Below are 23,720 nucleotides of genomic sequence, written 5' to 3'. Positions count from 1 at the left end.
TATGGCTACTTTTTTTATAATTTTTTTCTATTTATAATAATTGAAATTATAAGAATTGCTACAGATGTTAAGGCGATTGTTCCACCAGGAGCACTGTTATACTCATATGATAAGAATAATCCAAGAACAACATCTATAAATCCTATAAGCATAGATAAGAATAGAGTTCTTCCAAATCCTCTTTTAAATTGCATTGCTGTTGCAACAGGTACTACTATTATTGAAGATATAACAAGTATACCCATAACTCTTATTGAAACAGAGATAGTAGCTCCTACCATTAAAGTAAATAAGTAATTTACAAGTCTAGTATTTATACCTGAAACTTTAGCTCCTTCTTCATCAAATGTTGTATAAAGAAGTTTATTATAAAGAAAATAAATACCTACAAAACATATAACAGCAACTAGAGCGATCATAATTAAATCTGATTTAGATACTGTTAATATACTACCAAATAAGAATGAATCAACTTTAGCTGATGATTTACCAGAGCTTACAAGAACTATTGCTAAACCAAGGCTAAAAGTTAAGATTATTGACATTACTAGTTCTGAATATTTTTTATAGTAATTTCTTAAAAGTTCTATAATTATTGCACATAAAGTAGTAAAGATAAATGCTGTTAAAAGTGGATTAAATCCAATTACAAGACCAATTGCTACTCCGGCAAATGAGGAGTGAGCAAGGGTATCCCCTATCATTGAATATCTTTTAAGTACTAGGAAAAGTCCTATACAAGGACAAAGTAGAGCAATTATAATACCTGCCATAAATGCATTACGCATAAATTCAAGTTGAAACATTTCTAACATAATCTAATTAACCTTTCTAAGTAAGTTTTCATTATAGTGTTTTAAGAATTCATCTTTTGAATATAGTTTTGCTCCTCCAAAAGATAACTCTAATATGTCTGAAGAATATTTAATAGCTTTTTCTTTATTATGCTCAACAGAAACAACAGTAATATTTTGATTTCTATTAAGTTCATAAATTAAATTATAAATTTCATTTTGAGTTTTTTCATCAACACCAGTTGATAATTCATCAAGAACTAATAAATCAGGAGAGCCTATAAGAGCTCTAGCTATAAAAATTCTTTGTTGTTGTCCTCCAGAAAGGCTTCCGATTAATCTATTTTTAAACTTTTCCATATTAACAGCTTTAAGAACTCTATCTATTTCAGTTTTATCTTTTAATTTTAATGCTTTTAAATGACAATATAAAATTTCATATACTGTTATTGCAAATTCAGAGTTAAAGTTTTCAAGTCTTTGAGGAACATAGCCTATTTTATTGAAATCTTTTTTTATTTGTCCTTTTTGAGGTCTTAGATGACCTAGTATAAGTTTTAATAATGTTGTTTTACAACTACCATTTTCACCAACTATTGAAATAAAGTGAGATTTAGGTAAATTTATATTTATATTCTCAAGATTATAAGGTGCACACCCTGTATATGAGAATGAAAGATTTTCTATTTTAATCAAATTAATCACCCCTATAAGTTCAATAGTAATATTATATACTTAAATGCAAAAGATTTGCAACAAGTCGTGCTAAAAAAATAAAAAATTTATATTTTTTCTAAAAGATATCTATGATTTATTATCTACATAAAGTGAAATATCATTAAGTTTCCAAGTGTTAGAATCCTTTTTTAGTTTTACTAAATAACTTTCATCAAATTCAAAAGAATTTTTAGTTATTGTATCAATTTTATAAATCATTAAATCTTCACTAGAAAATAGTGTCTCTTTTGACTTTAATTTTTTTATATTAAATTTATCATTATTTTTGGCATGATATTCTAAAGCTTTAGAGTTAGATTTACATATATAACTTATGTAAAATGATTTAGTAATTATAGATATTAAAATAATACAAATTACAAGAGATATGTTTTTTAAGAACTTAAGTTTATTAAATTTTATTTTTATATTTTTTTTCAAAATATCAACTCCTATATGGTAATTATTTACAAATTAATTTTATCATATTTAAGTTATACTGAAAATAATTCTTTAGATTGAAAAATATTCTTTTAATTGTTAAGATGTAAAGATAAAGTTAAATTTTATAATAATAAAATAGTTAATGTGTAGAATAATAATGGATAAAAAAAGAGAGGAAGAGATAAATGGATTTTTCATCATTAGTATTAATGGAAAAAGATAAAGAAACAGGATTTTTAGGAAAAGAATTAGGAAGTTACTCAGTTGGAGAAGGAGCAAAATATGTTAAAAAATTATTTGCTTTAGGAGATGATGTAACTTTAGTTTTTGATACTAAAGAAGATGTGGAAGAATGGGAATTTTCAGCGATTTTTGACTTGTTTAATATGGAAGCTTTTTCGGAGCTTGGATATAAAATAGAAGAAGATGATAATGAATATAACCCAACATGGGTAATTAATTTTAAATATGATGAAGAGCATGAAGAGATGAGAGCTATTTTAAATGAGCTATGTAATCTTATAGAAGCTAATATGCAAAAGGTATTTGAAGATATAAAGGGAAAAGAAGAAGAGTATAAATAAAACAAATATTTTATTTTTAAATTTATATATAGGAGGAGAATTATGAGTAAAAAACTTAGAGAAAGAAATGAAATTCCAGATAAGTATAAATGGGCTGTAAATAAGATATATGCAAATGTGGAAGAGTGGAATAAAGATTTTGATAAGTTAAAAGTAGAATCTGTAAGATTAAAAAATTTTGCAGGTAAATTATCAGATAGTAAGGTGCTTTTAGAATATTTAAAGCTAAATGAAACACTATCTAGAACTTTAGAAAAACTATATGTATATGCCCAAATGAGAAGTCATGAAGATACTTCAAATACAGAGTTTCAAGCTTTATCAAGCAGAATAGAAGGATTTGTAGCAGAGTTTTCAAGCTATACATCATTCTTTGAACCTGAAATTCTATCTTTAGATGAAGATAAATTAATGCAAGATTTAGATTCAAATATGGAATTAATGAAATATAAGTTTTTCTTTAAGAGTATTTTAAAAGAAAAGCCACATATTTTATCAAAAGATATGGAAGAACTTTTAGCTAGTGCTTCAGATTGCTTAAGAGCCCCTGAAAACATATTTGAAATACTTACTAATGCAGAGCTTAGAATTGGAAATATAGAAGATGAAGAGGGAAATACTGTAGAACTTACAGAAGGTAATTACGGAAATTATATAAGAAGTAAAAATAGAAAAGTAAGAGAAAGTGCTTTTAAATCATTATTTAATGCATATAAAAATTATGAAAATACTATAGCTACAAGCCTTACTAGTTCTATAAAAACAAATGTATTTAAGGCTAAGACTAGAAAATATAATAGTTGTTTAGAAGCTTCTTTAAGTCCTAATAACATTCCAACAAAAGTCTATTTTAATGCTTTAGAAACAGTTGAAAAGAATTTGGGGCTTCTTCATAGATATGTTTCTCTTAAAAAGAAACTACTTGGATTATCAGAGATTCATATGTATGATTTATATGTTCCAGTAGTAGATACACCAAATGAAAAAATAGAATATGAAGATGCTATAAAAATAGTAAAAGAAGGTTTAAATGTTCTTGGAAGTGAATATATTGATATTTTCACAAAGGGAGTAGACGAAGGTTGGATAGATGTTTTTGAAAATAAGGGAAAAAGATCAGGAGCATATTCAAGTGGTTCATATGATACAATGCCATATGTCCTTTTAAATTATAATTATGATTTAAATGATGTAAGTACTATAGCTCATGAAATGGGTCATTCAATCCATTCATATTATTCAAGAAATAATCAACCATATATTTATGGAGATTATACTTTATTTAGTGCTGAAATAGCATCAACAACAAATGAAATTCTTCTTATAAATGATCTTATAAATAAAGAAACTGATAAAAAGAAAAAATTATATCTTGTAAATCAAGAATTAGAGCAAATAAGAACAACAGTATTTAGACAATTGATGTTTGCAAGATTTGAAATAATAACACATGAAGCTCTAGAAAAAGGTGAAGCTTTAACAGCAACAGAACTTAATAATATCTGGCTTAATTTAAATAAACAATATTTTGGTGATGATATTGTTGTAGATAAAGAAATAGAGATAGAATGGGCAAGAATACCTCATTTCTATTCAGATTTTTATGTTTATCAATATGCAACAGGATATGCAGCAGCATCAGCTTTTAGTAAAGCTATATTAAATGAAGGAAATACTGCTATTGAAAGATATAAAGGTTTCTTAAAAGATGGTGGAAGTAAATATCCTATTGACGCTATAAGAGATGCTGGAGTTGATATGGAGCAAGCAAAACCTATAGAAGATACTTTAGAAAGATTTAAAGAACTTCTTGATATATTAGAAACTTTAATTTAATAGAAAATAAAAATAGCTGTCTTTTTGAGATAGCTATTTTTTTAATGAACTTAGAATATAAAAATGGTAGAATAATGTAGGGGAATATAAATTTTATTAAGGGGGAAATAATGAAAAATAATAAAATTAGTACGTTTCAAGTTGAGTTATTTAGAAATTTATCTAAAAGCTATAAGTTTATAACTGAAGAAGTTTCTGTAGAAAAAGGAATATGGATTTCTTTTAAATATATATCTGAGAATGAAGTTTATGTTGTAAGTATAAGTAGAGATAAAAATGAGGAAGAAGTATATCTAGAGCTAAAAAGATATTTAGATGAAAAGGGACTTAAATATAATATACATAATATAGTGTTATCTAAAGAAAATTTTAATTCAAGTTTAAATAATGATAAATATTATCCTATCTTTATAGATGTAAATAGTAAGTCTATTGTTTCATATAACTCATTTTCAGAACCTGTAGTTAGAGTTTTAAAAGCAACTTTAGAGCTTTCTAAGTCTTCTAGTTATAAGAAAAGAAATTTTAAAGATAAAATAAAAAGCTTTAATAAGGATATTCAAACAATAACTAAGTGGCTTATTTATTCTAATATTGCTATTTTTGTTTTATCAATGATACTTAGTGTAGCATTTGGTAAAGGGATTTTAAATAGTTTATTAGAAATAAATCCTGGAATTCTTTATATTATGGGAGCAAAGGTTAATTCACTTATTTTATATGATGCACAATGGTGGAGACTTATTACAGCTATGTTTTTACATGCAGGTATAGTACATTTATTATTTAATATGTATGCTTTATATATTTTAGGAAATCAATTAGAGAGTATATTAGGAAAAGAGAAGTTTATATTAGTCTATTTTATTTCTGGAATAGTATCTAGTTTAGCTAGTTTTATCCTTTCAGCTAATATGTCAGTTGGAGCTTCTGGTGCTATCTTTGGATTGCTTGGAGTTCTGCTAATATTCGCTTATATAAAGAAAGATGAGCTTGGATTTAAGTTTTTTAAAAATATTATAATAGTTGTTTTACTTAATTTAGTTATAGGTTTTAGTATAAGTAATATAGATAATGCTGGACATATTGGTGGACTTGCATGTGGAATAATTATCGGAAGTATTATATTTAGAAAAGAACTTTTTATGCAACTAAAATCTTTTAATTAAAATATACATTATTAAATTTTATGAGAATAGTTTTATATTATAATAAAGTTTTATAATGAGAGGTAGAAAATGAAATTAGTAGAAACAAAGTTATTAATAGAAGAAAAAGACTTATTAGATTTAGTTAAAATGGCTATAAATATAGAGGAACTTAATATAAATTCTCTGAAATTTAATGAAATAAAAAATGAGATTGAGCTTAATGGATCTATTAAAAAAGTTTTTTCAGTAAAATTTATTTGCATATTAAGTCTTGAAAAGATTATAGATAAGAATATTATTTTAAAGATAAAGAAAATTAAAGCTTTAAAAGTTGATATGTTTTCTGTTATAGATAAGATTATAAATAATAAGCATAAAAAAGGACTTAAAAACAGTGGTGTAGAAATAGATGGGAAAAAGATAAAAGTAAATCTAGATACTTTAAAGAAAAACTTTAATTTTGTAGATTTTAATATAAAAGAGATAACTATAAAAAATAAAGGAATCTTAGTAGAATTTAATTATATAAATGTTGATATAGAAAAACTTTTATTATTTAAATTACAAAAGAAAGGTTTAGGCAGTAGGAGAAGTATTAAGTCATGTTAGGAGGAGAGACAAATGAATATATCAGAGGTTGTTACTAAATTAAGTGCTAGTGATATAAAAAGTATTATAAATGATTTTGTAAAAGTTGAAGGATTAACTATAAATAATATTGAAATATTAGATGGACAGTTAAAGGTTCAAGGTAGTTTTAAAAAGATATTATCACTAGGATTTAAAGCTGTAGTTGAGATTGATGGAGTAAAAGAAAATAAATTAAATATTAAACTTAAAAAAGCTTCTTTAATGAAGATAGGAATTTTAAGACCTTTTAGAAGAATAGGATTAAAACTTGCTTTAAAAGGATTTAAGGAAAGAGGAATATTTATTTTAAATGATAGTTTAATAATAGATATTCGTAAAATTTTAGAAGAGGTAAAGCTTATAAAATTAGTTCTAAAAGAAGCAAAAATTACAGAGAATTATATAGAAGTAAAAGTTCAAGATATTGATTTACTTCTAGGAGATATTATGGGAGCAAAACCTAAAGTTGTAGTTGAAGAGTCTGTTAAGCTTGATGAAGAGGTTATAACTGAAGAAGAAAAAGAAGACTATATACTAAATTTAAATGTAGAGAAAAAAGAGGATATTTATACTCAAGGAAGAGAAAAGGTAGTTGAAAAAATTCCTAATAAGGTTAAAGGATATTCAGATATAATAATGTTCCTTCCAGATATTTTAGCTTTAATAGCTAGATTATTTAAAGATAATAGAGTTCCAAAGAAGACTAAAATTGCTTTAGCTCTAAGCCTTGGATATACAGTACTTCCAATAGATATAATACCTGATAAAATTCCTATATTAGGTAAGATAGATGAAGTTGCACTTATTTTATTTGCCTTAAATAGAATTATTGAAGATGTTCCAATAGAAGTAATTTTATCAAATTGGCAAGGAAGTACAGAATTTGCTTTAATTCTAAAAAATGCAGTTGAATATTTAGTAGCATTTACAGGAGCTAAAAATTTAAATAAGATATATGATGTTATAAATGCTTTAGCATAATCAAAAGAAGAGATAAAGAAAATAAAGTTATTAAGGAGAGATAGTATTGGCTAAAAAAGTTTATGCAATAAAAGAAGGATATGATTCAAGCTTAAATGAAGTAGTACAAAATAAAATAGTAAATACATGGGCAGAGTGTTTAAAATATGTAAAAGGTGTTAAAGGAGCAAAATATAAAAGTTTTGAAAGTATGGAAGCTGCAAAGGAATATTTAGCTGATACGAATACTTTATTGAAAAAAGGAAGAGATGAGTATCCAGAAGATTGCTTACATATCTATGTTGATGGAAGTTACAATATAAAAACGCAAAGATATTCATATGGTCTTGTAGTAGTAAATAACAATGTAGTTGAGTATATGGAGAGTGGCTCTCCTTTAGATACAAGTAAACGTAACATAAGGCAAATTGCAGGAGAGCTTGATGCTGCAATTAAAGGAGTAGAATATGCATTAAAAAAAGGTGCTAAGAAAGTAGTTTTATTCCATGATTATGAGGGGATATTTCATCATGCCACAGGTAGTTGGGATAGAAAAGAGGACTCATCTACTGCTTACTATGAGAAAATGAATACTTTCTTCAAACAAGGAATAGAAGTTATATTTGTTAAAGTAGATAGTCATACAGGGGATTTCTTTAATGAACTTGCAGATGAAAGTTGCAAAAAAAGACTTGCAATAACTTCAGAGAAAGTTGTTGAGAAATGGCTAAGAGAGAATAAATTATTTGTGGCTAATAAAGAGCTTAAGGAGCAGATTTTAGAATTAGCTAGTAGTTGTGAGGATAATATTATTATTAAAGATGTAGATAATATTACTAAAGAAAGAAAGACACAAGAAAATAATGATGTTAAAGTAGAATTACTAGAATTGATTAATAAGTTAACAGATGAGCAAAAACTAGAAGTATTAAAGTATACAAAATATATTATTGAAAAATAAAAGTATAAGGGACTGTGATGAAAGTAGGAATACTAGATTATAGTCTCTTATTTTTTTGATATTAATAATTGGAAAGTTCTTATTTTTGTAAACCTATTATTTTTAAATTTTGTTTAAATATATATAGTGAAATTTAATCGTATATAAATTAAAAAAATTATTTAGGTAAAAGATGTTAAAATTAATCGATAAATTATTAAAAATGTTGGTATATTAGAATTTATTGATAGGCAAATAAATGAAGATGTTGATACTAAGGCTTAAAAATAGTATTAGAATTTATTGTAATATCAAATAGAAAGTAATTATATTAAAAATAGTATTAAAATGAAATAAAAACAGATAAAAAATAATAAGTGTATAGAAAAGTCTTTATAAAAATGATAAATAGATAATTAAATAGTTATATAAAAATAAAATGGTAATATTTCTGTTATTTAGGTATAAGGAGTAAAAAAAATTATTATTGTAATAATTAACTTAAAAGGGTAATATAATATAAGCCTAAAAATTAGATACGATCAGATAAAAGAATAATATTAACTTATGATGAAAACAAGGGAGGAAAACAAAGTGCCATTTAATAAGAAATTATTAGAGTTAGTAGTTGCTACAACAGCAGCGATGGTAATAGGAAGCAATGTCCATATGGATTTAAATGAAAATAATAATTCACAACATAAAGGGTTAAAAATAAGCAATCAAAAGTTATTAGTTCAAAGTGATAATAATTCAACAATAAATGATTCAGATACTATAATCATGGCTGGAAATGGAAAAGCATATACTGATTTAGAGAATATAAAGTTTAATTTAAATGGTGTTCCTGTGAGTGGAAGAACAATTACAGTTGAGAATGCTAATGGTGATTTTATTGGAGGTGGAATACTTTCAAATGGAGTAGTTCCTGTTTCTGAATTAGAACAAGGGCAAACTGTCTTAGGGAAACAAGATATAGTTATTAGGGTGCAGGGATGCAAAGAACCAATTATAATAAAAGATAAAAATATAAATATGTTAAATTATGAAATAACTAAGGTAAGTGGCTTAAAACCTGGTGTAACTTATGAAGTTAATGCATCTCCAGCTTCACAAAATAGTACAGTAACTGCTAATAGTAATGGAGATATATTTATAAAAAGAGATAATGCCTATGCATATATTAATTTATATAAAAATGGGCAATTAATTAAATCATTGCCTGGAGCTGGTCCTATATCAGGAGTAAATGAAATATATACAATACCAAATTTAAAGAAGGCAGAAACTGAAATATTACCTTATTTTGTTATAGGTAAGGGTGACATAATAATAGATTTAGGTACTGTAAATAGAAAATTTGTAGATAGTAATGGAAAAGTAATAAAAGAAGATTCGTTTACTGGTGAGGTAGGAACAAGTATTGATAAGGTAGAAATTCCACAAGGATATGAAGTTAAAAGTATTACTGTAGAGAAAAATGGACAAGTTATTTCAGGAGAATTACCACCAATAAGTATAGGAGATTCAAAGATAACTGTAATTTATCATTTACAAAAGAAAGAGCAATATGGGAATGCAGTTATAAAGGTTGTTGATGGTAAAACAGGAAAGGTATTAGCGGGGGCAACTGTAAATATAGATGGACAAATATTACATACAAATTCAAATGGAGAAGTGTATGTAAGCAATATTAAACCTGGAGAAATAAGTGCAACAGCTTCAGATGAAGGATATATTAAAGCTAAAACTTCAGTTGAGGTAGATCCAAATAAAACAGTGACAGGAAAAATTTCTCTAATTCCAGAAGAAGGAAATGTTATAGTAACAGTTAATGGTGAGAATGGGCCACTTAAAAATACTAAGGTAACAGTAAATGGAGTTTCAGAAACAACAGATGCAGATGGAAAAGTAATTGTAAAAATATCAGAAGGTTCTAATAATATAACAATAGGTTCAAAGGATTATCAAAATGGAACAATAATAGTTGATGGTAAACCGGGAAAAATAAAAAAAACTAATATTACATTAATACCGGATAATGGAACGATGAAAATAACAGTAGTGGATAGTTTAACAAAGAAAGTATTAGGAAATGCAAAAGTAACTTATGATGGAAAAACTTATACAACTAATTCAAATGGAGAAGTAACAATATCAAACGCAGTACCAGGAGATATAACAGTTGATGGTTCATATAAAAATTATCATAATGGAAGTACTAAAGTTGAAGTAACTCCAAATGGAGAAGGAAATGGAATAATTTCATTAACACCGGACAACGGAATAATGAAAATAACAGTAGTAGATGGCTTAACAAAGAAAGCACTAGGAAATGCAAAAGTAATTTATGATGGAAAAACTTATACAACTGATTCAAATGGAGAAGTAACAATATCAAATGTAGTACCAGGAGATATAACAGTTGGTGGTTCAGATAAAAATTATCATAATGGAAGCACTAAAGTTGAAGTAACTCCAAATGGAGAAGGAAATGGAATAATTTCATTAACACCGGACAACGGAACAATAAAAATAACAGTAATAGATAGTTCAACAAAGAAACCATTAGAAAACGCAAAGGTAACTTATGATGGAAAAACTTATACAACTGATTCAAATGGAGAAGTAACAATATCAAACGTAGTTCCAGGAGATATAACAGTTGATGGTTCAGATAAAAATTATCATAATGGAAGCACTAAAGTTGAAGTAACTCCAAATGGAGAAGGAACTGGAATAATTTCATTAATACCGGACAACGGAACAATGAAAATAACAGTAGTAGATAGTTTAACAAAGAAAGCATTAGCAAATGCAAAAGTAACTTATGATGGAAAAATTTACACAACTGATTCAAATGGAAAAGTGACAATATCAAATGTAAAATCAGGAGATATAACAGTTGATGGTTCAGATAAAAATTATCATAATGGAAGCACTAAAGTTGAAGTAACTCCAAATGGAGAAGGAACTGGAATAATTTCATTAACACCGGATAACGGAACAATGAAAATAACAGTAGTAGATAGCTTAACAAAGAAAGTATTAGGAAATGCAAATGTAACTTATAATGGAAAAACTTATACAACTGATTCAAAAGGACAAGTAACAATATCAAATGTAGTTCCAGGAGATATAACAGTTGATGGTTCAGATAAAAATTATCATAATGGAAGTACTAAGGTTGAGGTAACTCCAAATGGTCAAGGAACTGGAACAATTTCATTAATACCGGATAACGGAACTGTAGTTATAAAAGTCGTTGATAGTAAAACAGGAAATGTATTATCAGGAGTAACTGTAAATATAAATGGGCAAACATTACATACAAATTCAAATGGGGAAGTACAAATAAATGATGTTAAACCAGGAGAAATAAATATAACAGCTTCAGATAAAGGATATACTAATGGACAAGCTTCGGTTAAGTTAGATCCGAATGGAAAGGCAACAGGAATAATTACCTTAAATCCAGAGGAGGGAAAAGTTATAGTAACAGTTAATGGTGAAAATGGATCACTTAAAAATACTAAGATAACAGTAAATGGAGTTTCAGAAACAACAGATGCAGAAGGGCAAGTAACTGTAAAAACATCAGAAGGTTCTAATACTATAACAATAGGTTCAAACAATTATCATAATGGAACAGTAATAGTCGATGGTAAACCGGGAGAAACTGAAAAAACTAATATTACATTAATACCGGATAACGGAACAATGAAAATAACAGTAATAGATAGTTTAACAAAGAAACCATTAGAAAAAGCAAAAGTAACTTATAACGGAAAAACTTATACAACTGATTCAAATGGAGAAGTGACAATATCAAATGTAGTACCAGGGGATATAACAGTTGAAGGATCAGATAAAAATTATCATAATGGAAGCACTAAAGTTGAAGTAACTTCAAATAGTGAGGGAACTGGAATAATTTCATTAACACCGGATAACGGAATAATGAAAATAACAGTAGTAGATAGCTTAACAAAGAAACCATTAGAAAATGCAAAAGTAACTTATGATGGAAAAACTTATACAACTGATTCAAAAGGTGAAGTTACAATATCAAATGTAATACCAGGAAATATAACAGTTGATGGATCAGATGATAATTATCATAATGGAAGTACTAAAGTTGAAGTAACTCCAAATGGAGAAGGAACTGGAACAATTTCATTAACACCGGACAACGGAACAATGAAAATAACAGTAATAGATAGCTTAACAAAGAAACCATTAGAAAAAGCAAAAGTAACTTATGATGGAAGAACTTACACAACTGATTCAAATGGAGAAGTAACAATATCAAATGTAAATCCAGGAGATATAACAGTTGATGGATCAGATAAAAATTATCATGATGGAAGTACTAAAGTTGAAGTAATTCCAGATGGACAAGCTACAGGAATAATTTCATTAGTACCGGATAATAATTATAAAAATGAAAGTAGTAAAGTAGAAGTAGATTCAAATGGACAAGGGAAAAAAATAACTTCATTAGTACCAGATAACGGAATTGTAGTTATAAAAGTTGTCGATAGTAAAACTGGTAAAGTATTATCAGGAGCAGATGTAAATATAAGTGGAAAAATATTACGTACAAATTCAAATGGAGAAGTACAAGTAAATAATCTTAAACCAGGAGAAATAAGTGTAACAGCTTCAGATAAAGGATATACTAATGGACATATATTAGTTAATGCTGCTTCAAATAAAACAGTAATGGGAACAATTTCATTAGTACCAGAAGCAGGAAGTACTACAATAACAGTTAATGGTGAGAATGGACCACTTAAAAATACAAAAGTAACAGTAAATGGAGTTTCAGAAAAAACAGATGCAGAAGGCCAAGTAACTATAAAAACATCAGAAGGCCCAAATACTATAACAATAGGTTCAAAGAATTATCATAATGGGACAGTAATAGTTGATGGTAAACCAGGAGAAACAGAAAAAACGAATGTTACATTAACACCAGATAACGGAATAATGAAAATAACAGTAGTAGATAGCTTAACAAAGAAAGTATTAGGAAATGCAAAAGTAACTTATGATGGAAAAACTTATACAACTGACTCAAATGGAGAAGTAACAATATCAAACGTAGTACCAGGAAATATAACAGTTGATGGTTCAGATAAAAATTATCATAATGGAAGTACTAAAGTTGAAGTAACTCCAAATGGAGAAGAAAATGGAATAATTTCATTAACACCGGATAACGGAATAATGAAAATAACAGTAGTAGATAGCTTAACAAAGAAACCATTAGAAAATGCAAAAGTAACTTATGATGGAAAAACTTATACAACTGATTCAAAAGGTGAAGTTACAATATCAAATGTAATACCAGGAAATATAACAGTTGATGGATCAGATGATAATTATCATAATGGAAGTACTAAAGTTGAAGTAACTCCAAATGGAGAAGGAACTGGAACAATTTCATTAACACCGGACAACGGAACAATGAAAATAACAGTAGTAGATAGCTTAACAAAGAAACCATTAGAAAATGCAAAAGTAACTTATGATGGAAAAACTTATACAACTGATTCAAAAGGTGAAGTTACAATATCAAATGTAATACCAGGAAATATAACAGTTGATGGATCAGATGATAATTATCATAATGGAAGTACTAAAGTTGAAGTAACTCCAAATGGAGAAGGAACTGGAACAATTTCATTAACACCGGACAACGGAACAATGAAAATAACAGTAATAGATAGCTTAACAAAGAAACCATTAGAAAAAGCAAAAGTAACTTATGATGGAAGAACTTACACAACTGATTCAAATGGAGAAGTAACAATATCAAATGTAAATCCAGGAGATATAACAGTTGATGGATCAGATAAAAATTATCATGATGGAAGTACTAAAGTTGAAGTAATTCCAGATGGACAAGCTACAGGAATAATTTCATTAGTACCGGATAATAATTATAAAAATGAAAGTAGTAAAGTAGAAGTAGATTCAAATGGACAAGGGAAAAAAATAACTTCATTAGTACCAGATAACGGAATTGTAGTTATAAAAGTTGTCGATAGTAAAACTGGTAAAGTATTATCAGGAGCAGATGTAAATATAAGTGGAAAAATATTACGTACAAATTCAAATGGAGAAGTACAAGTAAATAATCTTAAACCAGGAGAAATAAGTGTAACAGCTTCAGATAAAGGATATACTAATGGACATATATTAGTTAATGCTGCTTCAAATAAAACAGTAATGGGAACAATTTCATTAGTACCAGAAGCAGGAAGTACTACAATAACAGTTAATGGTGAGAATGGACCACTTAAAAATACAAAAGTAACAGTAAATGGAGTTTCAGAAAAAACAGATGCAGAAGGCCAAGTAACTATAAAAACATCAGAAGGCCCAAATACTATAACAATAGGTTCAAAGAATTATCATAATGGGACAGTAATAGTTGATGGTAAACCAGGAGAAACAGAAAAAACGAATGTTACATTAACACCAGATAACGGAATAATGAAAATAACAGTAGTAGATAGCTTAACAAAGAAAGTATTAGGAAATGCAAAAGTAACTTATGATGGAAAAACTTATACAACTGACTCAAATGGAGAAGTAACAATATCAAACGTAGTACCAGGAAATATAACAGTTGATGGTTCAGATAAAAATTATCATAATGGAAGTACTAAAGTTGAAGTAACTCCAAATGGAGAAGAAAATGGAATAATTTCATTAACACCGGATAACGGAATAATGAAAATAACAGTAGTAGATAGCTTAACAAAGAAACCATTAGAAAATGCAAAAGTAACTTATGATGGAAAAACTTATACAACTGATTCAAAAGGTGAAGTTACAATATCAAATGTAATACCAGGAAATATAACAGTTGATGGATCAGATGATAATTATCATAATGGAAGTACTAAAGTTGAAGTAACTCCAAATGGAGAAGGAACTGGAACAATTTCATTAACACCGGACAACGGAACAATGAAAATAACAGTAATAGATAGCTTAACAAAGAAACCATTAGAAAAAGCAAAAGTAACTTATGATGGAAGAACTTACACAACTGATTCAAATGGAGAAGTAACAATATCAAATGTAAATCCAGGAGATATAACAGTTGATGGATCAGATAAAAATTATCATGATGGAAGTACTAAAGTTGAAGTAATTCCAGATGGACAAGCTACAGGAATAATTTCATTAGTACCGGATAATAATTATAAAAATGAAAGTAGTAAAGTAGAAGTAGATTCAAATGGACAAGGGAAAAAAATAACTTCATTAGTACCAGATAACGGAATTGTAGTTATAAAAGTTGTCGATAGTAAAACTGGTAAAGTATTATCAGGAGCAGATGTAAATATAAGTGGAAAAATATTACGTACAAATTCAAATGGAGAAGTACAAGTAAATAATCTTAAACCAGGAGAAATAAGTGTAACAGCTTCAGATAAAGGATATACTAATGGACATATATTAGTTAATGCTGCTTCAAATAAAACAGTAATGGGAACAATTTCATTAGTACCAGAAGCAGGAAGTACTACAATAACAGTTAATGGTGAGAATGGACCACTTAAAAATACAAAAGTAACAGTAAATGGAGTTTCAGAAAAAACAGATGCAGAAGGCCAAGTAACTATAAAAACATCAGAAGGCCCAAATACTATAACAATAGGTTCAAAGAATTATCATAATGGGACAGTAATAGTTGATGGTAAACCAGGAGAAACAGAAAAAACGAATGTTACATTAACACCAGATAACGGAATAATGAAAATAACAGTAGTAGATAGCTTAACAAAGAAAGTATTAGGAAATGCAAAAGTAACTTATGATGGAAAAACTTATACAACTGACTCAAATGGAGAAGTAACAATATCAAACGTAGTACCAGGAAATATAACAGTTGATGGTTCAGATAAAAATTATCATAATGGAAGTACTAAAGTTGAAGTAACTCCAAATGGAGAAGAAAATGGAATAATTTCATTAACACCGGACAATGGAATAATGAAAATAACAGTAGTAGATAGCTTAACAAAGAAACCATTAGAAAATGCAAAAGTAATTTATGATAGGAAAACTTACACAACTGATTCAAATGGAGAAGTAACAATATCAAACGTAGTACCAGGAGATATAACAGTTGGTGGTTTAGATAAAAATTATCATAATGGAAGCACTAAAGTTGAAGTAATTCCAAATGGAGAAGGAACTGGAATAATTTCATTAACACCGGATAACGGAACAATGAAAATAACAGTAATAGATAGCTTAACAAAGAAAGTATTAGGAAATGCAAAAGTAACTTATGGTGGAAAAACTTATACAACTGATTCAAATGGACAAGTGACAATATCAAATGTAGTTCCAGGAGATGTAATAGTTGATGGATCAGATAAAAATTATCATGATGGAAGCACTAAAGTTGAAGTAACTCCAAATGGAGAAGATACTGAAATAATTTCATTAACACCGGACAACGGAGTAATGAAGATAACAGTAATAGATAGTTCAACAAAGAAAACGTTAAAAAACGCAAAGGTAACTTATGATGGAAAAACTTACACAACTGATTCAAATGGACAAGTAACAATATCAAACGTAGTTCCAGGAGATGTAACAGTTGATGGTTCAGATAATAATTATCATAGTGGAAGTACTAAAGTTGAGGTAACTCCAAATGGTCAAGGAGCTGGAACAATTTCATTAACACCGGACAACGGAACTGTAGTTATAAAAGTCGTTGATAGTAAAACAGGAAATGTATTATCAGGAGTAACTGTAAATATAAATGGACAAACATTACGTACAAATTCAAATGGGGAAGTACAAATAAATGATGTTAAACCAGGAGAAATAAATGCAACGGCTTCAGATAAAGGATATAATAAGGGACAAGTTTCGGTTAAGTTAGATCCGAATGGAAAGGCAACAGGAATAATTGCTTTAAATCCAGAGGCTGGAAAAGTTATAGTAACAGTTAATGGTGAAAATGGACCACTTAAAAATACTAAGATAACAGTAAATGGAGTTTCAGAAACAACAGATGCAGAAGGGCAAGTAATTGTAAAAACATCAGAAGGTTCTAATACTATAACAATAGGTTCAAAGAATTATCATAATGGAACAGTAATAGTTGATGGTAAACCAGGAGAAACTGAAAAAACTAATATTACATTAACACCTGATAACGGAACAATGAAAATAACAGTAGTAGATAGTTCAACAAAGAAAGGATTAGCAAATGCAAAAGTAACTTATGGTGGAAAAACTTACACAACTGATTCAAATGGGCAAGTTACAATATCAAATGTAGTTCCAGGAGATGTAATAGTTAATGCTTCAGATAATAATTATCATAATGAAAGTACTAAAGTTGAAGTAACTCCAAATGGAGAAGGAAATGGAACAATTTCATTAGTACCAGACACCGGAACTGTAGTTATAAAAGTTATTAATAGTAAAACAGGAAAAATATTATCAGGAGCAACTGTAAATATAGATGGACAAACATTGTATACAAATTCTAATGGAGAAGTACAAGCAAATGATGTTAAACCAGGAGAAATAATTGCAACAGCTTCAGATAAAGGATATACTAATGGACAAACTTCAGTTAAGTTAGATCCAAATGGAAATGTAACAGGAATAATTGCCTTAGACCCAGAAGCAGGAAAAGTTATAATAACAGTAAATGGAGACAATGGACTATTAAAAAATAAAAAGATAATAGTTAATGGTAAAGAAGAAAAAACTAATAGTAATGGAGAAATTATTGTAGGAACAACAGCTGGAACTAATCATATAAAAATATCTGTAAACGGATATAATGATAAAAATATCGATGTAAATGTTACTACAGGAAATACTAAATATAGAACAGTGACATTAACTCCTAAAGTAGCTTCTGTAAGAATAAATACTATAGGAAAAGATGGTAATATTATTTCAAGTAAAATAGTAAATGAAAATAATCCAGAATTAACTATACCGAAAGGTTATAAAGTATCAAGTATAACTGTTAATGGAGAAAAAATTAATGAGAACAATCTTACAAAATCAGATTTAGAAGATAAAGATGTTTCAATTAATATAGTTAATGATAAAAATCTACCTGATACAGGTATAAATGATGACATAAGCTCTAATATAGAAGGAATAGTTACTTGGGCTTCTATATTAGGAATATTAGGTATAGGAGAAATTTTTAGACGTAAAAATAGAAAGTAACAAATAAAAAGGATTTATGTTTTTATAAGCATAAATCCTTTTTTATTATTAGTAAAATATATATAGTATATAAAAGGAGGATAACTAATAAACTCATATATTTAAAAAAAATCCTTTTAAAAATAATTTTAAACACTTCTTTAATTATTTTAATAAAAAGCAAAAATTCTATAATAATACTTAGTGATTAAGTTGGAAATAAGTATATTGTAGATCGTCTAGTTAAGATTTTAGAAGAAAACTAAATACCACTAAAATACTAATATAAATTTAGAAGGATAGTGAACACTAATAAGGAAATATATATGAAAGAGGTGTTCTCTATGTGTAAATTAGTAAAAGGTTTAGTAGCAGGCACATTTGTAGGTGCAGCTATTGGAATGGCAATAGTACCTAATCTAGATAAGAATACACAAAGAAGATTAAAAAGAATGTGTAGAAAAACATGTTGTATGTTTGAAGATGGGTATGATTGTTTTATGTCACGACTTAAATAATATAAAAAAAAATTACAAAAGAGAGGGAAAAATCCCTCTCTTTTTTTGTATAAATTGAAAAAAAGAGATAGAATATTTAAAAAAACTTAAAGAATATATGTAAAAATAAAGGGAAAAATGTGGTATAATAAGGATTATATAGCTATGTTTGTGAAATATAACGGGTTAAAGGTGATTAAATTATGGAAATATTATCATTGGGTGAAAAGATAAAGAGAAAAAGAAAAGAATTAAATATGACTTTAAAAGATTTAGCAGGAGAAAGAATAACTCCAGGTCAAATAAGTCTTGTAGAGTCTGGTAGAAGTAATCCATCAATGGATTTATTAGAGTATCTGGCAGATACTTTAGAAACATCAGTTGAATATTTAATGGAATCAGAAAAGACACAAGCTGAAAAAATTTGTTTATTTTTTGAACAAACAGCTGAAAGATGTATATTACAAGGAAATTTAGATAAAGCAGAACAATGTATAGAAAATGCATTGTATTATGCCGAAAAATATGATTTAGAATATAGAAAAGCAAAGAATTTATATTTAAGAGCTGAGATATATTTAAGTAAGGAAGACTATGCTTTAGCTCAACAATTTTTCTTAGCTGCAAATGTATTATTTATAAAGACTTCTAGTTATATAGATATGGTTCATACATATTTAAATGTAGGTAAATTAAGCTTACAAGCAAAGGCATATCATTCATCAAATTCATATTTAAAAGAAGCGGAAAAAGTTTATTTAAATAATAAATTAACAGAGGATACTTTACTTGGAGAGATACATTACTATCTATCTAAGACATATTTCCTTTTAGATGATATGAGACAAGCTATGAACTTTGTATTTTTAGCTAAGGAAGAATTTTTAAGAGTATATGATAGAAAGAAATATGCTGAGACATTAGCTCTTTTAAGTGAAGAGTATAATAAGGCAGGAGAACTTGAAAATGCAATAATATATTCTAAAAAGAGTTTAGCTATATATAAAGAATTAAAGCAAACTGAGAATATTGCAGAAATAGAAAATTCATTAGGAAAGTTATTCTATGAATTTGATAATATTGAAGAATCTTTCATCCATTATGAAAAAGCTAAAAAAATGAGAGAAGATAATAATGATGAAAAAGTTGTAGATACATTAATTAATATATGTGAGAACTATATTAAATTAAAAGATATACCAAATTGTAATGTTATATTACAGAAAATAAAAAGTAAATTAGATATTAATAATATGGAAAAAGTTTTAGATTATAATTATTTAAATTATAGAGTTACACTATTAGAAGAAAATATAGAAAAAGCAGAGTTTATTCTTTTAGATATGCTACATATAGCAGAAAAGAATAATCTAGAGAAGAGAAAAGCAGAGATTTGTATAATACTTGGAAAATTCTATTTAGAGTTAAAACGTGATTATGAATCTGCAAAATACTTAGATAAGGGAATCAACAGCTTAAAGCAAGTTGGGGTAATAAAAAATTAAATTGATTTTAGGTAGATAGGTGATAAATATGAACTTCTTATCAACAGGGGAAAAGATAAAAAGAGCCAGAATTTATAAGGGTGTGACATTAAAAGAGTTATGCAAAAAAGATGTATCTATTTCTAAAATGAGTTGCATAGAGAATGATAAGATTAAAGCAGAGCAATGGATTTTAGAGATGGTAGCAGAAAGATTAGATCTTGACATTCAGTATTTACTTTTTGATGATATTATGGAGCTTGAAAGTAGTATAAAAAATTATGAGTCTCTTGATGTATTTACAGAAAATGATTTTTTAGCTATAAAAGAAAGACTTGAATATTGCTTAGCAAAGGGATATAAAGATTTAGCTTTTAAGTTTATTCATATATTATTTGAAGTATATACAAAGAGAAAAAAATTTGAAGGAATTAATGAATTAATATCAACTTATAATGAATTACATGAAGATGATGCTGATCAGAAACAAGTTTATTATGAGGATTTAGCTAAATATTTCTTAGCTAAAAGAAATTATAGTGATGCTATAACTTATTTAAATAGAGCTATTTCCCATATAGTAAGTTATACAATTTCTAAGAATATGGATTGCTATATAAAAAATAACTTTTTACTTGCTAAAGCATATTATTTAACAAATGATTATAATAAGTGTGAGGAAATATTAAAAGAGTTATTATATTTAGAGGATAAAATAAAATCAGATGAGTATATAGCTTTAATTAATGGATTAATGCTTACTTGTAGAATGAAGCTTAATAAAGATATAACTGCTAATTTAGAAAAGTTTGATTCTTATAAACATAAAGAAAAAATCACATATTGTGCTGTTGAGTTATTAATAGCTGAAAACTATTTTGAACAAAATAATCAAGATAAGGCTTTAGATATAATATTAGATATAAAAGAAAAGGTTAAAAGTAATAATAGCTATGCATATACAGAGTTGCTTTTATATATGGTAGAGATATTATTAAATAATGAAAAGGTAGATGTTGCAAAAGAAATGTCTGAAGAAGCTTTAGAAATTTCTATAAAGCTTGATAGTCAATTTTTAATAGAAAGAAGTTATCTTTATAAGGCTAGAATAAATAGAGTTAATAGAAGTCTTATTCAATGGGAAATGAATATGAATCTAGCAACAGATATATTAGTGAGGTTTGCATCAGTTGAAGAAAAAAGACAAAGGTATATAGAAATGGCTGAAATGTATCATATAATTGGTGAAACTAGAGAAACAATAAAGTATTTAACTCTTGCTATGAATCTTGAAAAAATAATTAGTATTTAAATATAATAAATGGCTATCTTTTAAGGGTGGCCTTTATTTTTTGAATTTTAATAAAATGTGTAAATTAGCTTAATTGTTAAAATTTAGATAAAGTGATATAATTATTACGAAAAAATTTTTAGGGGGATGAAAATGTATAATGAAGAAATGAATGCTATTTGTCATTCAGCAGAAAAAAAGATAGGACTTTATAATAAAGGTGTTAGTAAGTATATAATGATATCTTTATTAGGAGGTCTTTTTGTTGGGCTTGGAGTTATGCTTTTATACACAATTGGAGGAATTTTAGATCATGCAAATTATGCTGGAACTAAAATTGTTATGGGAGTTTCTTTTGGTGTTGCTCTTAGTTTAGTTATGATGGCAGGGGTAGATTTATTTACAAGTAATTCATTAGTTATGTCTATAGGTACTTTATATAAAAAAGTAACAGTATTAGATATGATTAAAATTTTATTAGCAAGTTACATAGGTAATATAATAGGTTCATTCATAGGTGCATTTGTATATGTTCAATCAAATGCAGGAACTAGTTATGTTAAAGAATATATTATAAAGTCAGCTGAAATGAAAATGACAACTGCTGGACCAGAGTTGTTCTTTAAGGGGATTTTATGTAATATATTAGTTTGTCTAGCTGCATGGTGTATGTATAAATTAAAAAGTGAATCAGCTAAACTTATAATGATATTTTGGTGTTTATATACATTTATAACAGCAGGTTTTGAGCATAGTATTGCAAATATGACTTTATTTTCAATGTCTCTTATGCTACCTCATACTGGTACAGCAGTATCACTTATGGGAGCAACACATAATCTTCTTTGGGTATCAATAGGTAATTTTGTAGGAGGAACTCTTTTCCTTGCTTTACCTTTATATTATATTGCTAAGAATAAAGAAGAGTCAGTAGTTGATATTGAAGATAGAAAAAGAGCTTAATCAAATAAAGTAAGAGCTATCCGTTAGATAGCTCTTTTTTATTTAAAGATATAGATAAAACCAAATTTTTAATATTAGTCATAAACTAAATAAATATTAATATATATTTTTTTAATAAAAATATATAAATTAGTAGGTGGTGGATAAAGTATAATAATAGAGTTATATAAAAACTCAGAAGGTGATTAAATGAATTATGTATATATTTTGAAATGTGGAGATGGTACACTTTACACTGGATGGACAAATAATCTAGAGAAAAGGATACAAGCTCATAATACTGGTAAAGGTGCAAAGTATACAAGAGCTAGATTGCCAGTAGAATTAGTTTATTTTGAAGGATTTGAAGAAAAAGTAGATGCACAAAGAAGGGAATATAGAATAAAAAAATTAAGTAGAAAAGAAAAATTAAAATTAATAGAAGGGTAAATTTAAGGGGGAGAAATTAGTGAGAAAATATAAATCGTATGATAGTATTTTTGAAATAATCCTATATATAATCACATCTATATATATAATTTATGGAATTATCAATAAAAGTAATGATTATATATTTAATGGATTTTGTACTTTAGTTGTTATTGCACTACCAAGGGTAATTATAAAGATATCTAAAATTAAGATTCCTAAATATTTAAATTTTATAATTCAAATTTTTATATTTATAGCTATGTTTCTAGGAAAAATGAATAGCTTTTATTTTAAATTTGAATGGTGGGATTTATTTTTACATTTAGTTTCAGGGGGAGTAGTCTTTTTAGTTGCATATACAGTTTTTATGGTTCAAAATAATTATGAAACAAAGAATGTAAAACCTATACTTATAGTAACTTATACTTTTTTATTTTCTATTGCAATGACTGCCTGTTGGGAGATGTGGGAATTTGCTGGAGATCAGTTATTTAATTTTGATTCTCAAGGTGGAAGTCTTTTAGATACTATGGAAGATATAATAGCAGGAAGTGTAGGGCCGCTTATAATGCTACCTATATTATTAGCTTTTTTAAAAGGAAAAAAGAATATGCTCTTTGATAGCTTAACTAAATTTATGAAAGATAATAATAAAAGCTCTAAAGATGAATAAAAGAATAATATTAATGATTTAATAATCTAATTTATAATTAATTATTATTAAATTAATAAATTTTTTAAAGGTATAAAAGCTTAAACTATAAGTTTTTATATCTTTTTATTTTGTAATTATTTTATAG

The 23,720-nt window shown here is 27.0% G+C and carries 16 protein-coding genes; 13 read left to right on the top strand and 3 right to left on the bottom strand.

Annotated elements, in window-relative coordinates; all coding sequences use genetic code 11:
• Nucleotides 1-14: 14 nt before the first annotated feature.
• The 3 genes from BN8917_RS09845 to BN8917_RS09835 all read right to left on the bottom strand — a co-directional run bounded on the left by BN8917_RS09845 (nt 15) and on the right by BN8917_RS09835 (nt 1,952).
• A complete protein-coding gene (locus BN8917_RS09845; protein WP_066875458.1) occupies nt 15-806 on the bottom strand; it encodes a metal ABC transporter permease in 792 nt (263 codons plus the stop codon).
• A 12-nt stretch (nt 807-818) separates the two neighbouring features.
• Nucleotides 819-1,490, bottom strand: coding sequence for a metal ABC transporter ATP-binding protein (locus tag BN8917_RS09840; RefSeq protein WP_066873938.1), 672 nt, complete (start codon nt 1,488-1,490; stop codon nt 819-821).
• 108 nt (nt 1,491-1,598) lie between these two features.
• Complete coding sequence (locus tag BN8917_RS09835) at nt 1,599-1,952, bottom strand: hypothetical protein (RefSeq protein ID WP_066873936.1); 354 nt, start codon at nt 1,950-1,952, stop codon at nt 1,599-1,601.
• A 188-nt stretch (nt 1,953-2,140) separates the two neighbouring features.
• Here BN8917_RS09835 and BN8917_RS09830 point away from each other — a divergent pair, with 188 nt between their 5' ends.
• The 13 genes from BN8917_RS09830 (at nt 2,141) to BN8917_RS09775 (ending at nt 23,593) form a co-directional block, all read left to right on the top strand.
• A complete protein-coding gene (locus BN8917_RS09830; RefSeq protein ID WP_066873934.1) occupies nt 2,141-2,539 on the top strand; it encodes a DUF6762 family protein in 399 nt (132 codons plus the stop codon).
• Nucleotides 2,540-2,581: 42 nt separating this feature from the next.
• Entirely contained in the window at nt 2,582-4,375 is a 1,794-nt protein-coding gene (pepF, locus tag BN8917_RS09825; RefSeq protein WP_066873932.1) for an oligoendopeptidase F, read from the top strand.
• A 110-nt stretch (nt 4,376-4,485) separates the two neighbouring features.
• Nucleotides 4,486-5,544, top strand: coding sequence for a rhomboid family intramembrane serine protease (locus BN8917_RS09820; RefSeq protein WP_066873931.1), 1,059 nt, complete (start codon nt 4,486-4,488; stop codon nt 5,542-5,544).
• A gap of 69 nt (nt 5,545-5,613) precedes the next feature.
• A complete protein-coding gene (locus BN8917_RS09815; RefSeq protein ID WP_066873929.1) occupies nt 5,614-6,135 on the top strand; it encodes a hypothetical protein in 522 nt (173 codons plus the stop codon).
• Nucleotides 6,136-6,147: 12 nt separating this feature from the next.
• Complete coding sequence (locus BN8917_RS09810) at nt 6,148-7,137, top strand: YkvA family protein (protein WP_066873927.1); 990 nt, start codon at nt 6,148-6,150, stop codon at nt 7,135-7,137.
• A 46-nt stretch (nt 7,138-7,183) separates the two neighbouring features.
• Nucleotides 7,184-8,077, top strand: a complete 894-nt coding sequence (locus tag BN8917_RS09805; protein ID WP_066873925.1) for a ribonuclease H1 domain-containing protein — start codon at nt 7,184-7,186, stop codon at nt 8,075-8,077.
• A gap of 573 nt (nt 8,078-8,650) precedes the next feature.
• Nucleotides 8,651-18,295: a beta strand repeat-containing protein gene (locus BN8917_RS09800; RefSeq protein ID WP_066873923.1), complete on the top strand. Its 9,645-nt coding sequence runs from the start codon at nt 8,651-8,653 to the stop codon at nt 18,293-18,295.
• Nucleotides 18,296-18,618: 323 nt separating this feature from the next.
• Nucleotides 18,619-18,792: a YtxH domain-containing protein gene (locus BN8917_RS14175; protein WP_141668659.1), complete on the top strand. Its 174-nt coding sequence runs from the start codon at nt 18,619-18,621 to the stop codon at nt 18,790-18,792.
• Between the two features lie 182 nt (nt 18,793-18,974).
• Complete coding sequence (locus tag BN8917_RS09795; RefSeq protein WP_066873922.1) at nt 18,975-20,276, top strand: helix-turn-helix transcriptional regulator; 1,302 nt, start codon at nt 18,975-18,977, stop codon at nt 20,274-20,276.
• Nucleotides 20,277-20,304: 28 nt separating this feature from the next.
• The gene (locus tag BN8917_RS09790; RefSeq protein WP_066873920.1) at nt 20,305-21,567 is read left to right on the top strand and encodes a helix-turn-helix domain-containing protein; all 1,263 of its coding nucleotides are present in this window, start codon (nt 20,305-20,307) and stop codon (nt 21,565-21,567) included.
• 132 nt (nt 21,568-21,699) lie between these two features.
• Complete coding sequence (locus BN8917_RS09785) at nt 21,700-22,509, top strand: formate/nitrite transporter family protein (protein WP_066873918.1); 810 nt, start codon at nt 21,700-21,702, stop codon at nt 22,507-22,509.
• A gap of 189 nt (nt 22,510-22,698) precedes the next feature.
• Complete coding sequence (locus tag BN8917_RS09780) at nt 22,699-22,938, top strand: GIY-YIG nuclease family protein (protein ID WP_066873916.1); 240 nt, start codon at nt 22,699-22,701, stop codon at nt 22,936-22,938.
• Between the two features lie 19 nt (nt 22,939-22,957).
• Nucleotides 22,958-23,593, top strand: coding sequence for a DUF2238 domain-containing protein (locus BN8917_RS09775; RefSeq protein WP_066873914.1), 636 nt, complete (start codon nt 22,958-22,960; stop codon nt 23,591-23,593).
• Nucleotides 23,594-23,720: the final 127 nt, after the last annotated feature.

Origin of the sequence: Clostridium mediterraneense (assembly GCF_900091705.1) — a bacterium.
In the GTDB taxonomy this organism is placed as follows: Bacteria; Bacillota; Clostridia; order Clostridiales; family Clostridiaceae; genus Sarcina; species Sarcina mediterraneense.
The sequence above is the reverse complement of the archived record's forward strand: the minus strand, read 5'-3'. Positions and strand labels throughout refer to the sequence as shown.

Bases quoted from the DNA above. Each gene is read 5' to 3' on its own strand.
- BN8917_RS09845 (WP_066875458.1), bottom strand. From the start codon at position 806: ATGTTTCAACTTGAATTTATGCGTAATGCATTTATGGCAGGTATTATA.
- BN8917_RS09830 (WP_066873934.1), top strand. From the start codon at position 2,141: ATGGATTTTTCATCATTAGTATTAATGGAAAAAGATAAAGAAACAGGA.
- pepF (WP_066873932.1), top strand. From the start codon at position 2,582: ATGAGTAAAAAACTTAGAGAAAGAAATGAAATTCCAGATAAGTATAAA.
- BN8917_RS09820 (WP_066873931.1), top strand. From the start codon at position 4,486: ATGAAAAATAATAAAATTAGTACGTTTCAAGTTGAGTTATTTAGAAAT.
- BN8917_RS09815 (WP_066873929.1), top strand. From the start codon at position 5,614: ATGAAATTAGTAGAAACAAAGTTATTAATAGAAGAAAAAGACTTATTA.
- BN8917_RS09810 (WP_066873927.1), top strand. From the start codon at position 6,148: ATGAATATATCAGAGGTTGTTACTAAATTAAGTGCTAGTGATATAAAA.
- BN8917_RS14175 (WP_141668659.1), top strand. From the start codon at position 18,619: ATGTGTAAATTAGTAAAAGGTTTAGTAGCAGGCACATTTGTAGGTGCA.
- BN8917_RS09795 (WP_066873922.1), top strand. From the start codon at position 18,975: ATGGAAATATTATCATTGGGTGAAAAGATAAAGAGAAAAAGAAAAGAA.
- BN8917_RS09790 (WP_066873920.1), top strand. From the start codon at position 20,305: ATGAACTTCTTATCAACAGGGGAAAAGATAAAAAGAGCCAGAATTTAT.
- BN8917_RS09785 (WP_066873918.1), top strand. From the start codon at position 21,700: ATGTATAATGAAGAAATGAATGCTATTTGTCATTCAGCAGAAAAAAAG.
- BN8917_RS09780 (WP_066873916.1), top strand. From the start codon at position 22,699: ATGAATTATGTATATATTTTGAAATGTGGAGATGGTACACTTTACACT.